Origin of the sequence: Methylobacterium phyllosphaerae (assembly GCF_001936175.1) — a bacterium.
GTDB lineage: Bacteria > Pseudomonadota > Alphaproteobacteria > Rhizobiales > Beijerinckiaceae > Methylobacterium > Methylobacterium fujisawaense.
In genome coordinates this window covers 5,087,455-5,100,698 of sequence record NZ_CP015367.1, presented here as the reverse complement: position 1 = coordinate 5,100,698, position 13,244 = coordinate 5,087,455, and the positions used below count along the sequence as shown (strand labels likewise).

13 protein-coding genes are annotated in these 13,244 nt (G+C 71.9%); 6 read left to right on the top strand and 7 right to left on the bottom strand.

All coding sequences use genetic code 11. The annotated features are described in order from the left end of the window. Nucleotides 1-738: a class I SAM-dependent methyltransferase gene (locus tag MCBMB27_RS23345; protein WP_043354823.1), complete on the bottom strand. Its 738-nt coding sequence runs from the start codon at nucleotides 736-738 to the stop codon at nucleotides 1-3. Between the two features lie 72 nt (nucleotides 739-810). Here MCBMB27_RS23345 and MCBMB27_RS23340 point away from each other — a divergent pair, with 72 nt between their 5' ends. Next, complete coding sequence (locus tag MCBMB27_RS23340) at nucleotides 811-1,953, top strand: DUF1972 domain-containing protein (protein ID WP_043354830.1); 1,143 nt, start codon at nucleotides 811-813, stop codon at nucleotides 1,951-1,953. Between the two features lie 28 nt (nucleotides 1,954-1,981). Here the strand turns inward: MCBMB27_RS23340 and MCBMB27_RS23335 are convergent, their stop codons facing one another. After that, nucleotides 1,982-2,584, bottom strand: coding sequence for a serine acetyltransferase (locus MCBMB27_RS23335; RefSeq protein WP_236952796.1), 603 nt, complete (start codon nucleotides 2,582-2,584; stop codon nucleotides 1,982-1,984). Further along, nucleotides 2,581-3,102: a serine O-acetyltransferase gene (locus MCBMB27_RS23330; protein WP_236952795.1), complete on the bottom strand. Its 522-nt coding sequence runs from the start codon at nucleotides 3,100-3,102 to the stop codon at nucleotides 2,581-2,583. The genes MCBMB27_RS23335 and MCBMB27_RS23330 overlap by 4 nt, the downstream gene beginning before the upstream one ends. A 211-nt stretch (nucleotides 3,103-3,313) precedes the next feature. Between MCBMB27_RS23330 and MCBMB27_RS23325 the strand changes: the two genes are divergently transcribed. The 4 genes from MCBMB27_RS23325 to MCBMB27_RS23310 are packed head-to-tail and all read left to right on the top strand — an operon-like array spanning nucleotide 3,314 to nucleotide 8,238. After that, the gene (locus MCBMB27_RS23325; protein WP_043386982.1) at nucleotides 3,314-4,792 is read left to right on the top strand and encodes a lipopolysaccharide biosynthesis protein; all 1,479 of its coding nucleotides are present in this window, start codon (nucleotides 3,314-3,316) and stop codon (nucleotides 4,790-4,792) included. Further along, a complete protein-coding gene (locus MCBMB27_RS23320) occupies nucleotides 4,789-5,730 on the top strand; it encodes a glycosyltransferase family 2 protein (RefSeq protein WP_075381382.1) in 942 nt (313 codons plus the stop codon). The genes MCBMB27_RS23325 and MCBMB27_RS23320 overlap by 4 nt, the downstream gene beginning before the upstream one ends. Continuing rightward, on the top strand, nucleotides 5,727-7,109 hold the full coding sequence (locus tag MCBMB27_RS23315; RefSeq protein WP_075381381.1) for a right-handed parallel beta-helix repeat-containing protein: 1,383 nt from the start codon (nucleotides 5,727-5,729) through the stop codon (nucleotides 7,107-7,109). Before MCBMB27_RS23320 ends, MCBMB27_RS23315 begins: the two co-directional genes overlap by 4 nt. A gap of 1 nt (nucleotide 7,110) precedes the next feature. Further along, nucleotides 7,111-8,238, top strand: coding sequence for a glycosyltransferase family 4 protein (locus MCBMB27_RS23310; RefSeq protein ID WP_043760383.1), 1,128 nt, complete (start codon nucleotides 7,111-7,113; stop codon nucleotides 8,236-8,238). 24 nt (nucleotides 8,239-8,262) lie between these two features. On the opposite strand, the gene MCBMB27_RS23305 is transcribed toward MCBMB27_RS23310, so the two are convergent. Next, on the bottom strand, nucleotides 8,263-9,576 hold the full coding sequence (locus MCBMB27_RS23305) for an MFS transporter (protein ID WP_075381380.1): 1,314 nt from the start codon (nucleotides 9,574-9,576) through the stop codon (nucleotides 8,263-8,265). 180 nt (nucleotides 9,577-9,756) lie between these two features. On the opposite strand from MCBMB27_RS23305, the gene MCBMB27_RS23300 reads away from it, so the two are divergent. Continuing rightward, nucleotides 9,757-10,908, top strand: a complete 1,152-nt coding sequence (locus MCBMB27_RS23300; RefSeq protein WP_043386967.1) for a dimethylmenaquinone methyltransferase — start codon at nucleotides 9,757-9,759, stop codon at nucleotides 10,906-10,908. A gap of 53 nt (nucleotides 10,909-10,961) precedes the next feature. On the opposite strand, the gene lptB is transcribed toward MCBMB27_RS23300, so the two are convergent. Genes lptB through lptC form a run of 3 tightly spaced genes read right to left on the bottom strand, consistent with a single transcriptional unit; the run spans nucleotide 10,962 to nucleotide 13,197 of the window. Next, nucleotides 10,962-11,813: an LPS export ABC transporter ATP-binding protein gene (gene lptB / locus MCBMB27_RS23295; protein ID WP_374701317.1), complete on the bottom strand. Its 852-nt coding sequence runs from the start codon at nucleotides 11,811-11,813 to the stop codon at nucleotides 10,962-10,964. A gap of 8 nt (nucleotides 11,814-11,821) precedes the next feature. Further along, nucleotides 11,822-12,481 carry an LptA/OstA family protein gene (locus tag MCBMB27_RS23290; RefSeq protein WP_075381379.1) on the bottom strand — a complete coding sequence of 220 codons (660 nt, stop codon included), beginning with the start codon at nucleotides 12,479-12,481 and terminating at the stop codon, nucleotides 11,822-11,824. Next, complete coding sequence (gene lptC, locus MCBMB27_RS23285; RefSeq protein ID WP_075381378.1) at nucleotides 12,478-13,197, bottom strand: LPS export ABC transporter periplasmic protein LptC; 720 nt, start codon at nucleotides 13,195-13,197, stop codon at nucleotides 12,478-12,480. The genes MCBMB27_RS23290 and lptC overlap by 4 nt, the downstream gene beginning before the upstream one ends. Between the last annotated feature and the right edge of the window lie 47 nt (nucleotides 13,198-13,244).

Sequence of the window (13,244 nt, the reverse complement as noted above, 5' to 3'; positions counted from 1 at the left end):
TCACGGTCGCTTACGAATGAACACCATGTGGTAGCCCTTGAACGGGCCCGGCGTGAGCCGGAACAGTAGCTCCCAGAACTTGCCCAGGACGATGTTCTCGCCATGATAGAACGGCTGCCCGTCGAAACTGTAGGTGAAGTGCTCGAACCGATCAGTTGGGAAAAGCCGCTTCCGCGCCGCCTCCGTGTTCATCGTGTAGAGCGGCACGAACGAGTCGATCTCGACCCGCCGCGGCTCGACGAGGCGCAGCACCCGGGCGTGCAGCCGCTTCGGGATGAGCCGTGCCCCGATCCCGACATAGCCCCAGCGGTTGGGCGTCCAGGCGCAGAGCCAGCCGCCCGGGGCGAGAACCCGGCCGAGTTCCGCCGCGGTGGGCTCGGGATGCTCGATGTGTTCGAGGACCGAGAAGGCCGAGATCAGGTCGAAGCTCCCGTCCGGGAATGGCAGCATCCCGTCGTGACCGATCAGCCGGACCTCGTCGGCCGACTTGTTGCCGAGAACCGCCTCGTCGACGTCGCAGGCGACCACGTGGGCGCAGCGCCCGCGGAAGTCGCCGAGGTGCCGGCGCAATGGGACCGGATCATCGCTCCACTTGCCGCGTCCCGCGCCGAACTCCATCACCCGCATGTCCGGGCGGAGCAGCGCGTTGACGCGCACGATGTACTCCATCCGGTGGTCGTGCCGGGAGTAGCCTCCGGCTCCCATCTCCCGGAACAGACGCTGTTCGACCGTGACCATGCCTCAGACTCCTCTGAACGTGTCGCGCCCACGGCGCATGTGAAGGCGGGGGAGCCGGGCGGGCGCCCGGCGGTGGCGATCCTCGGCACACGCGGGGTGCCGGCGGCGCATGGGGGGTTCGAGACCCTGGCGGAGCGGCTCGCGCTCGAACTCGTGGCCCGGGGCTGGCGGGTCGAGGTCTACTGCCAGGTGCGCGAGCCGGCCCCGCCGACGGTGTGGCGTGGGATCCTGCTGATCCCGGTCGCGGTCCGGGGCGACGGTGCCGTCTCGACGATCGTGTTCGACCTGAAATGCACCCTGCGGGCGGCCTTCCGGCCGGCCCTGCCCCTCGTGCTCGGCTACAACACCGCGGCGTTCTCGCTGCTCTACCGGCTGACGGCCAAGCGCAGCGTCATGAACATGGACGGCATCGAGTGGAAGCGCGACCGCTGGTCGAAGCCCGCCAAGGCCTGGTTCTGGCTGAACGAGCGCCTCGGCAGCCTGTTCTCGACACACCTCGTGGCGGACCACCCGGAGATCGCCAAGCACCTCGCCCGCGGGACCTCGGCCGCCCGGATCACCACCATCGCGTATGGCGCCGACCCGGTTCTGGAAGCCTCGACCGAGCCGCTGGCGAAGTTCGGCCTGCGCCCCCGCGATTACGGACTGCTGATCGCCCGGGTGGTGCCGGAGAACCTCGTGCTCCAGGTCGTCCGGGCCTGGAGCGAGGTGCGCCCGGGCCTGCCGCTGCTCGTGCTGGGCAAGCTCGCGGAGTCCGACCCGTATCACCGCGCCGTCCGGGCGGCGGGCGGACCGGACGTGATCTTCGCCGGCGCGATCTACGAGGCCGAGCGCGTGGCCGCGCTCCGCTTTCACGCCCGCTTCCACATCCACGGCCACACGGTGGGCGGGACGAACCCCTCGCTGGTCGAAGCCCTGGGGGCGGGCTCGCCGATCCTCGCCCACGACAATCCGTTCAACCGGTGGGTGGCAGGGCCGCAGGCGCTCTATTTCGGCGACGAGACCGAGTTGCGGCGGGGCATCCTGAGCCTGGTGCGGGCCGGGCCGGGCCGCCTCGACGTCATGGGCGCCGCCTCCCGTCGCCGGCACGCCGAGGCCTTCACGTGGCGCGTCATCTTCGACGCCTACGAGCGCGTCCTGCGCCGCCAGATCGCGCCCGCACGAGCCGGCCGCGGCGCGCTGCGGGCGGTCCGCGGGGAGCACGGGCGCGCGTGACAGGCGCCACATCCCTGTGCGGCCGGGTCTAGCGCCCATGAATCGTCCCCTGGGGTCGCCGCGGACCGCGAACCTGCCGCTGGGCGATCATCGTCACGGTGCCCGCCGGCACATCCCGAAGACTGCAGACCGCGATGCCGACCGTCGCGCCCGCGCCGATGGCGACCGATCCCTGGATGGCGGCGTGCGCGCCGACGATCGCGCCGTCCCCGAGATCAGGCCCGTCGGCGGGAAACGGCTGGTCCGGAAGGACCCAGTCCCGCGGTCCGACCAATGTCCCGGGCAGCAGCGTCAGGTCGGCCCCGGCCGTCGCGCAGAAGGCGACCCGCGCCGGATGCGGCACGAACAGGCCCGGCCCCACGCGCGAGCCCGGATGCAGGCTGGCCCCCGTGAGACGCAGCGACAGGTCCGCCACGAGGGCGGCCGAGCGGCGCCAGCCCCTGCCGTGCAGCAGATGCGCGGTTCGATGCAGGATCGCCACCTGCATGGCCGGAAGCAGGAGGTGCATCAGGCGCCGGAGCCGGGCGGTCGGCTTCCCCCCCGTGGTCTGGTGCAGGATGCGGGCGAAGTCGGCCGCCAGGAGGTGCCGCATCCCCGACAGGGTGCCATGGTCCGACATCGCGTTCCTCATGGCGCGACGTTCCGGCCGGGGAGCGGGCGCCAGGGTTGCGGCATGACTTCCTCGTCGGCCTCGACGGACTTCAGGGTGATGGTCCGCGGCCCGATCCGGGCGCGGTCCCCGACATGCACGGCGCCGAGGACGATGGCGCCCGCCTCCAGCATCACGTCGTCGCCCAGCACCGGAAGGCCCGGGCCGCCGCCGATATCCTGGTCCGGCTCCTTCAGCAGGCCGCCGATGGAGGCCTGGATGCCGAAGGCGGCGTCGCGGCCCACGGCGCCGGCGATCACGGTCCCATAGGGCTGCGGCAGGAACAGGCCGCCGGCGATCCGGCTGGAGGGCGGGATGTCGGCGCCGGTCCACCAGCCGTTCACGAGCCACAGCAGCCACGCCGCCATCCGCCAGCCGCGCTCATGGGCATAGCGGGACAGGCGGTAGAGCCAGATCGCGTGGTAGCCCCGGCGAAAGGCCGCCGGCCCACAACCGCGGCGGCGCCAATGATCCCGATCGGCGGCCAGGGCGGCCCGCACCTCCCCCCATCGGAGGCGCCGTCCCGGCTCCGCTTCTGATCGGCGCGAGAGACACAGGTCCGACCCAGCGGCTGTCTCGGACATACGCAGTCCTCCGGTTTTGCCAACGCGATAACTCTGCAACCATAAATTGAGACACCGGTTGCAAGCCATACGCAGCCTGCCACGATGCAATCGTAGGTCGCAGTTTTCAGTCAGACGTCACCGAGAGATGATCCGCTTGGTAAACCGATTGTCGGGGCGCGGACGGGCCGGCGGGCTCCGTTATGGTGCGAATCTGCTCGGGCAGGCTGCCGGTCGCGGCGTCTACCTTGCGGCAGGCCTCGCAGCCTTCGTGATGGTCGGGCACATGGCCGGGCCGGCGGCCCTCGGTCGCTACGGCCTCGCCCTGGCGATCCTGGCGGTGGCGCTGATCGCGGCGGATTTCGGCACGACCCTGACCTTCGGGGCGCGCCTCGGTGCGATCGAACCCGAGATGCGGGCGGCCGAGTTCGGCCGAATGCTGTCGGCGCGGCTCGTCCTCGGTCTCGGGACCGGCGCGGCGCTGCTCTGCATTCTGCCGATGCTGCCGGACGCCATCCAGCCCGCGCTGGCGCTGGCCGCCCTGCTGATGCCCCTCGCGGCCGCCCGCTTCCTCGACGCCCTGTTCCAGGTCTGCGGGCGGCCCGGCTGGTCCGTCTGGCCGGCGCTCGCCAACGCCGTCATCCTGATCGGCGGGACCGCGCTCGCGCTCCGGTTGCAGCTTCCGGAGGCGGCCCTGAGCCTTGCGGCGGTCGGCGCCGGCATCGCCTACGGCGCCGTGGGACTGGCGCTCGCGCTGCGCCTCGTGCCCGCCCGCCTCGCTCCCCTGCCGCAGGCCCTGGCGACCATCCGGGCCGCGGCGGGCGTGGGCGTCGCGAATGCCCTCGGTTCGCTCAACGGCCGGATCAGCCTCATGATGCTGGCCGCCTTCGCGGGCGCGGCCGAGCTCGGCCAGTTCACGGCCGGCTTCCGGTTCTTCGAGCTCGGGGCCGCGGTGGCGATCACCCTGTGTGCGCCGCTCGTGCCGGTCTTCGGACGGGCCGTCGGCCCCCTGGTGGACGGACGGCCGCGGACCGGGACGGCAGCGCTGCGGACCCGGGTTCGCACCGCGCTGGTCCCGATCCTGGCCGCCTCCTGCGCGGGAGCGGTGGCGGCCTGCGCCCTCGCGGAGCCGCTCGTGCGCCTCGCCTTCGGGCCGGACTTCCCCGGCGCCGTCCCGGTGCTGCGCATCGCCACCGGGATGAGCGTCCTGCTGATCGCGGCCACGATCCTGTTCGCGGGCCTCGTGCCGCTGGGGCGGACCGGCTTCGCGGTGCGCGGGAGCGCGGCGGCCTGCGCCACCAACCTCATCGCCTGCACGCTGCTGATCCCCTGGAACTCCCTGCTCGGCGCGGCCCTCGCGGCGCTGCTCGCGGAGGCCGCGATGCTCCTCGTGCTGGCCCATGCCTTCTGGCGGCAGGCCGGACCGCCCCTGGCGCTGGCGGACATCCCGATCCTGGCTGCGCCGGGCCTCCTCACCGCCCTCGCCTGGGCGGCCGGCCCCGCCGCGCTGGCGCCCGGGACGGTCCCCGCCGTCGCGGCCGTCTCGGCCGCCCTGGTCGGGTGGCTGTGCCTGCGCCGCCCCCCGACCGATCCCCTCCCCCTCCCGCTTCCGGAAGCCTCGTCATGAGCGATGATCCCGTGCTCTCGGTCATCATCCCGACCTACAACCGCGCCGACACGCTGCGCCTGTGCCTCTGGGCCTTCGATCGGCAGGAGACGGACGCGCCCTTCGAGATCGTGGTCTGCGACGACGGCTCGACGGACGGCACCGGAGCGGTCATCGACCGCGCCGTCGCCGCGGCCCGGATCCCGGTGGTCCATCTGCGCCAGGAGAATGCCGGCGCCAACGCCGCCCGCAACCGCGCCATTGCGGCGGCCCGGGGCGAGCGCCTCCTGATCGTCAACGACGACACCATCCCGGTGCCGGGCCTCGTCGAGGCGCACCGACGCGCCCATGCGCGGCGGGGGGGACGGAGGACCTCGATCCTCGGGCGCATGACCATCGACCCGGCCCTGCCGTTCTCGCCGTTCTCGGCGCTTCACCACGACGCCTCCTACGATGCGCTCGCGGGCCGCGACGAGGTCGGCTGGGACGCGTTCCTGACCTGCAACGTCAGCGTCGACCGGGGCTTCCTGGAGGAGGCCGGGGGCTTCGACCCGAAGCTGTTCTGGCACGAGGATATCGAGCTCGGCGAGCGGCTAGCCCGGCGCGGCATGCGCCTGTTCTACGCCCCCGAGGCGCTCGGCTATCACCATCACCTCCTGGACGAGGCGGCCTATCTGCGCATCGCAGAGCGCGAGGGCGCAGCCCTGGTGCTGTGGTACCGCAAGCGCCCGGACCTCGTCGCGGATCTCGGCCGGCTCGGCCTGGTCGGGCCGCCGCCGCTCGGCGCGGCGGCACGCCACCGGGTTGCCGACCTCGCGATGCCGCAGGCCCTGCTGCCCGGCTGGGAGATGGCGGCCCGCGCGCTGACGCGGATCAGCCCGGAGGCCGGCCGCAGCGTGTGGCGCCGGCTGTTCCAGCGGCGCAAGCGGCTCGCCATCGCCCGGGCGCTCGCGGCATGAGACAGCCCCGCACGATCCTCGGCAGCGCCCTCGCGGCGCTGGTCCTGCCGGTCCTGGCCGCCTGCGGCCCGGCCGGCGCGCAGGTGCAGCAGAACATCCTGGTCGATCCCGCCGGCGGCACGAAGCCCGGCTACACCACGGTGGCGCGCCTCGCCGACGTGTCCTTCGCCACCCTCGGCCCCGGCTCGACCGTGCTGGTCCGCGGGGGCAGCTATGGCGACGTCGTCTTCATCGGATCCCGCGGGACCGAGGCCGCGCCGGTCACGGTGGCGGCCGAAACCGGCACGCAACCGCGCCTGTCCAACTCGGTGGTGTTCGAGAACGCCGCCTACGTGACGGTCACCGGCCTGACCGTGCAGGGCGCGGTGAATTCCGGCTTCATCATCCGCCGGGGGTCGAGCCACGTGACGGTCGCGGGCTCGACCGTGTCCCGGTCCGGCCTCGGCATCTGGATCGGCGACGGCGCGGGCGCCGGGCACCGGATCACCGGCAACACCCTCTCCGACAACCAGACCCACGGCGTCGCCGTCGACGTCATCAACGCGCCCCCCGAGGACCCGAGCTACATCCTCGACAACACCGTGACCGGCAACGGCATCCACGGGATGGAGATCAACGGCTCCGGCTACGTGGTGGAGGGCAACCGGGTCTCGGGCAACGGCGTCGGGATGTCGGGCACCTCTGGCATCCACGTCTACGCCAAGGACGCCGCCCAGGACGCGGGCGACCGCAACACCATCCGGTACAACATCGTCACCGGCCAGAAGGAGACCACCGGCCAGGACGGCAACGGCATCCAGATCGACCAGTGGTGCGACGAGAACATCGTCGCGTTCAACGTCGCGGCCGACAATGACGGCGCCGGGATCAACCTGTTCGACGCCAGCTCCAACACGGTGGTGAACAATACGACCACCGGCAACATGCGCGATTCCGGCGGCAAGCACGTCTATCGCGGCGAGATCGTACTCGCCTCCGACTATACCAAGCAGGTCGACCGCACGTCGAACAACCGGGTGCTCAACAACATCGCCTACGCGACCCGGCCGAACGTGGCCGCGATCGTGGTCGAGGCGACCACCACCGACAACAACAACGCGATCGGCCCGAACTTCCTCGGCAGCGCCGTCGGCGCCCCGCTCTACCGCTGGGGCAATCAGGCCACCGGCGACGGGACGAGCCTGCCGCTCAACGGCCAGGGGCCCGACCTCACCGGCACGCCCGCCTTCCGCGATCCTGCAAGCCCGATGACCGGCGGCCTCGCCCTGACCGCCGCCCCCGCCCGCGTCGGCATCCCGCTCGGCGCCACCCGCGACATCGCCGGCCGGGCCTACGCCCCCGGGGAGGCCCCGACCTTCGGCGCCTACAGGAGCCCTTGATATGCTTCGCATCGGCGTCGACGCGCATGTGCTCACCGGCAAGCCGCAGGGCAGCCGGACCTGGCTCGTGAACATCATCGGCCGGGCCGCCGCCCAGCACCCCGACGCCACCTACGTGGTCTATTCGGGCGATCCGGAGGCCTGCGCCCGCATCGTCTCGGGGGACAACATCGAGCACCGGCGGCTGCCGCGGGTCCCCGCGACCGTGCGGCTGACCCTGGTCTGGCCGTGGCTGTTCCTGCGGGATCGCCTGGACACGCTGCTCACCACCTACATCGCCCCGCCGCTGGTGCCGGGCGACCGGCAGGTGGTGGTGGTCCACGACATCCTGTTCGAGACCCATCCCGAATTCTTTCCCTGGTCGATGCGCTGGCGGAACAAGATCCTGACTCGGCTCTCGGCCCGGCGCGCCAAGCTGGTTCTGACCATCTCCGACTACAGCCGCGACTCCATCGCCAAGGTCTACGGCATCGAACGCCACCGCATCGCCGAGGTGCGCTGCGGCTCGACCCCGCCGCAGGCGGTCTCGGAGCGGACCCCGCTTGCGGACGGGCGGCCGTACCTGCTCATGGTCGGCCGGCTGGAGCCGAGGAAGAATCTCGGTCTCGTCCTCGATGCCTTCGCGCGGCTGCCGGAGGGCGCGGCGCGGCTCATCGTGGTGGGCAAGGGTGACGGCGAGCGGCCCGAGACCCTGGACCGCCTCGCCCGGACGCCGGACGCGGTGCACATCGCCGGCATCGACGACCGGGGGCTCTCCGACCTCTACGCCCGGGCCGCCGCCCTGGTCTTCCCGAGCCGCGGCGAGGGCTGGGGCATCCCGGTCCTCGACAGCCTCGCCCGGGGGACGCCGGTCATCGCCTCGAGCCTGACGGCCATCCCGGAGGCCGGCGGCAGCGCGGCGAGCTACTTCGACCCCGACGCCCCCGACCGGGTGGATCGGCTCGCCGAGCTGATGGGCGCGGCGATCGAGGGGCGGCTGCCCTTCGACGCGACCGCCGCCCGGGCCCATGCCGCGCGCCACGACTGGGACGGACCGGCCGCCACCTTCGTGGACCTGATGCGCGGCAGCTTCACGGCCCGCACGCATCTCCGGGACCTGATCCTGGCTGCCCCGAACCTGCGGGGGTGACGCCAGCGGAGACCGTCCGCCTGCTCATCGCGCGGCCCTCAATTGACCGACCACCGGACCCTCCGGCGCCTCGTCGGCGATGGGATCCCTGATCAGCGTCCAGTAGCCGAGCGCCGCCACCAGGGCGATCACCGCCCCGGTGATGAAGGCCATCGAGAAATGGCCCGTGCCGCCGACGATGAAGCCCGTCACGGTCGGCGCCAGGGCGCCGCCGATATAGCCGCCGAAATTCTGCATCGCGCCGAGCGACGCCGTGCAGCTGGCCGGCGCCGCCACAGAGGCCATCGCCCAGGCCGACGACGAACTCACGTAGACGAGGAAAAGCGAGGCCGAGATGCAGGCGATGGCGAGGGTGTCGCTCGGCGTCAGGGCCGCCACGACCGTGCAGGCGGCGGTCGCCACCAGGGATCCGACCATCGGGATCTTGCGGCTGCGGATCGGGTCGACGCCCCGGCGGACCAGCATGTCGACCACGCGGCCGCCCAGGATCCCGCCCAGCACGCCGAAGGCGAAGGGGATCGAGCCGACGAGGCCAGTCTTCTGCAGGGTGAAGTGCCGCTCGATCTCGAGGTAGCTCGGCAGCCACGCGGTGTAGAGCCACGTCATGTAGATGCAGCCGAAATAGCCGACGATCATCCCCCAGCTGGTTCGGAACCCGAAGAGCCGGCGCCACGCGCTCCAGGTGACCGGGCGGCTGGCATTCGGGGCATCGCCCTCTTCCAGGAAGGCGCGCTCCCCCGGCGTCAGGTCGGTCTCGCGCGGGTTGCGGAAGACCACGTAGACGATCGCGGCGAGCACGAGGCCGACCGCCCCCATGATCACGAACATCGCCCGCCAGCCGAAGCTCACCATGAGGAAGGTCAGCAGCGGCAGGGCCAGGAAGGTCCCGAGCGAGGAGGCGCAGTTCCAGATCCCCGTGGCGGTACCGCGCTGGCGGATGTTGAACCAGTCGCGGGAGACCCGGGCGCAGGTCGGGAAATGCGGCGCCTCGCCGATGCCGAGCACGATCCGCGCGCTCACGAACTGCCAGAACGACGTCACCGCGCCGCCGAGCATCTGGCCGAACGACCAGCAGGTCAGGCCGAGCGTCAGCGTCAGGCGCGGTCCGAACCGGTCGGCGAGCACACCGGCCGGCAGCTGTGCGAAGGCGTAGGCCCAGAGGAAGGCCGAGAGCAGCAAGCCCATCTCGGGGATCGAGAGGCCGAGATCCTCCCGGATCAGCGGGTTGGCCACCGCCAGGGTGGCGCGGTCGACGTAGTTGACGACGCCCGCCGTCACGAGAAGGGCAAGCGAGATCGTCTGGATGCGGCGCACGCGCGGCGTTGCGGCCAAGGCCATCGTATCCTCCCGGAATGGCGGGCCCGTTGAGGGTCTCCGTGGCCGGCCGGTCCTGTGCGACTCGTGGCGGCCCGGCACCATTCTGCACCGAACGCGGCCGGACGGAAGGTCCGCTACCCCTCGCCTCGCGGCGCCGGGCGTCGTAGACCGGCCGCTCCGTCATCCTTCGAGTCCGGACCGTTGCGCCTGATCCAGATCACCCACCACGACCTCGACGGCTACGGCGCCTCCACGGTCGCCGCCGCCTGCGCCACGGTCGAGCGCGTCGTCCACGTGCCCCGCTACAGCGATGTCGGCCCGGTCTTCGAGGACGAGATCAAGCGTCTCGGCCGCGCGGCGGAGCGCGAGATCCTGCTGATGACGGATCTCGGCCTGGAGGAGCAGACCATCGCGGGCCTGAGGAAGTTCGCCGCGATGAACCGGCGCCGGGAGGACGGGCAGAAGCACCGCCTCGTGGTCCTCGACCACCACGCCTCGTCCCTCGACCAGATGCGCCGGCTGGGCCTGGAGGCGACCGCCGATGCAGCGCGCCCGGCGCTCCACCGGATCGATCTGGGCGATCCCGAGATCGCCGTGCTGATCGAGGACGACATCTGCGCCACGCGGATGACCTTCGAACACCGGGCCCTGTTCGCCACGCACGAACCCGCGACCGACCTGTCGAGCCTGCTCTCCGCGGTCGATGCCGTCGACCTCTGGCGCAAGGAGAGCCCGGCCTTCCGCGGCGGGCTCGCCCTGGACGAGTTGTTCTGGGAAGTCGTGTCGAGCTACGTGCCGGTCGGTCATCCCTGGCACGACCGGTTCGTGTCCGACATACTGCTCGCGGCCGCCGCGTCCCTGCGGGACGGCGCCAACCCGGCCGAACTCGAGCGGCGCGCCTCGGAGATCCGCACCGGCGTGGTCGACGCCCTGCTGCGCGAGGCGCCCGACGACGATCCGACGCTGACCACGCGCATGCGCCTCGCCCGGGCGCTCGCCCGCTCGGACGCCCTGTTCCGCCCGCTGAAGGACGGCACCCTCCTATCCTTCGCCCTCGATTCGGGCACCTTCCAGCGGGTCTCCGACCTGATCATGGATGCGGGCCGCGCCAAGCGCGTCGTCAACGTCCAGCGGATGGGCACGCTGTCGTTCCGCTCCAACGACGGCACGGCGCTCGACGGCGCCCGGCTGTTCCGCGGCGGCGGCCACCGCGACGCGGCGGGCGGCCGGCTCCAGAGCGGCTCGGCCTTCTCGATGGCGGACGCCATCGCGCAGGTGGAGCCGGTGCTGAACCCGGAGAAGCCCGCGGGTTCCGACAGCCCGTTCGCGGCGCTCAAGAACTGGAAGGGGTGAGGCGCGGCCGCCTCCGCCCCGTCTTCGCTCCCCTGTTAATGGCGAAGTCCGGCCTAAAGCCTGAAATCCTCGCCGAGATACAGGCGCCGCGCATCGGGGTTCGCCACGATCTCCTCCGGCGTGCCCTCGGTGAGGATGCGGCCGGAATGGGCGATGTAGGCCCGGTCGATCAGGCCCAGCGTCTCGCGGACGTTGTGGTCGGTGATCAGCACGCCGATGCCGCGCTGCTTCAGGTGCTTCACCAGATCCTGGATGTCGCCCACCGCGATCGGGTCGATGCCCGCGAAGGGCTCGTCCAACAGCATGAAGGTCGGCGAGGAGGCGAGCGCCCGGGCGATCTCGCAGCGTCGCCGCTCGCCGCCCGAGAGCGCGATCGAGGGCGACTTGCGCAGGCGCGCGATGTCGAACTCCTCCAGCAGGGAATCGAGCTTGCGGGCGCGCGCCTTGCGGTCGGGCTCGGCCACCTCCAGCACCGCGCGGATGTTGTCCTCGACGGTGAGCCCGCGGAAGATCGAGGCCTCCTGCGGCAGATAGCCGATCCCGAGCCGCGCCCGCTGGTACATGGGCAGGTGCGTGATCGGCAGGCCGTCCAGGGTGATGTGGCCGCGATCGGCCGCCACCAGCCCGGTGATCATGTAGAAGATCGTGGTCTTGCCGGCGCCGTTCGGGCCCAGCAGTCCCACGGCCTCGCCGGTGCGGACGGTGAGCCCGGCCTCGTGGACCACCGTGCGGGCGCCGTAGCTCTTACGCAGGCCGCTCACGCTGAGGATGCCGAGGCCGCCCGCCTCGGCCGCGGACCAGCCCTCGGCCTCGGCCGCGTCCGGCTGCCGCGCGCGCCGGCCGAACAGGCGGCCGAGCCAGCTCGTTCGGCCCGCCGGGTCCTGCGGGCCAGCCTGGAACGCCACGGCGCCGCTCAATCGACCTGCGCCTTCGGCCTGGGCGGCGGCTGCGTGCAGCCCTTCGCCTTGCCGTCCTTGGCGTCGGACTTCTCGCCGGGCACGAACAGGGCCGAGACGCGGCCGCCCGCCACCGGGTCCATGTTCGCGCGCCCGGTGTTCATGTCGTAGACGAGCCGCTGGCCGCGGGTGACGTTCTGGCACTGGCTCAGGACGACATTGCCGGTCAGCACGATCCGCTTGGCGTCCTGATCGAACACCGCATGGTCGCCGGTGGCGACCTGATCCTTCTGCACCACCGTCACCGGACCGGCGCAATCGACCTTCTGGATCCCGTTCTCGGCGGGATTCCGGGGCGCCGCTTCGGCCCCCTCCTCCTTCGCCTCGCCCTTAGCAGCCTTGCCGGGCGCGTCCTTGCCGCGCTTGTAGGTGACCGTCATGGTCGAGCACCGGATGGTGCTGTCGCCCTGCACGGCCACGACGTTGCCGGCGAAGATCGCCTTGTTCTCCCGGTCGAACACGTCGAGCCGGTCGGCGTCGATCTTGATCGGGTCCTTGCCTCCGCCCCCGATATTCCCGAAGGGCGAATCTTTCCGCGCGGACTTCTCGGCGAAAGCCGGGCCGGCGAGAACCAGCCCCGCCGCCAGGGCGGCCCAGACGAGGCGGGCGGCGCTCATCGCGCACCGTCCGCGGCTTGGGCGTCCGACGTCAGGATGCGGGCCTGCGGCTTCTCGGCCTGATCCTCGTTGAGGATCACCACCTGGACCTTGCCCACGAAGGAGATCCGCTTACCGTTCTCGACGACGTCGAGGGTGTCGGCCTTCACGGTGGCCCGCGGGCTCGAAACGGTGACAGGCTCCTGCGAGCTGATGGCGCCGGTCTTGAACGCCACGGCGGCCGAGCGCAGGCGCACCTCCTCGCCCTTGTCGGTCCAGATCCGGATGTCGTCCTTCAGATCGAGCGCCTCGCGGGCGGTGTCGAACAGGCCCGACACCGCCGAGAGCCGGGCGATGCCGCCCTGATCGTCGGTGGCGATGTGGCCGCGCATCTGCTGCAGCTCGATCTGGCTCGGCTTGCGGACGTCCTGCAGGGCGGCGTCCGCCGTCACCTCGTAGCCGCGCGTTCCCTGGCGGAAGCCCGAGAGCCGCGGATTCTCCATGCGGACCTTCGAGCCCGCCAGCGTCACCGGACCGACCGAGACGCCCGGCAGCTGGGCCGCGAAAGGATTGAACAGGTACGCCAGCAGCAGCGCCACCGAGCCCCCGGCGACCACCGGAATCATGCGGCGCATGGTGCGCACGCGTCCGCTGTGGCGATACGCCCGGGCATGGGCCCGGGTCCGCGCCGCCGCGACCGCCTGTCCGTTGCCGGCTTCAGCCTCGACCGGGTTCATGCAGCGTCCGTGAGGCGCGCCTGACGCGCGCGAGAGGGTTCGGCTCA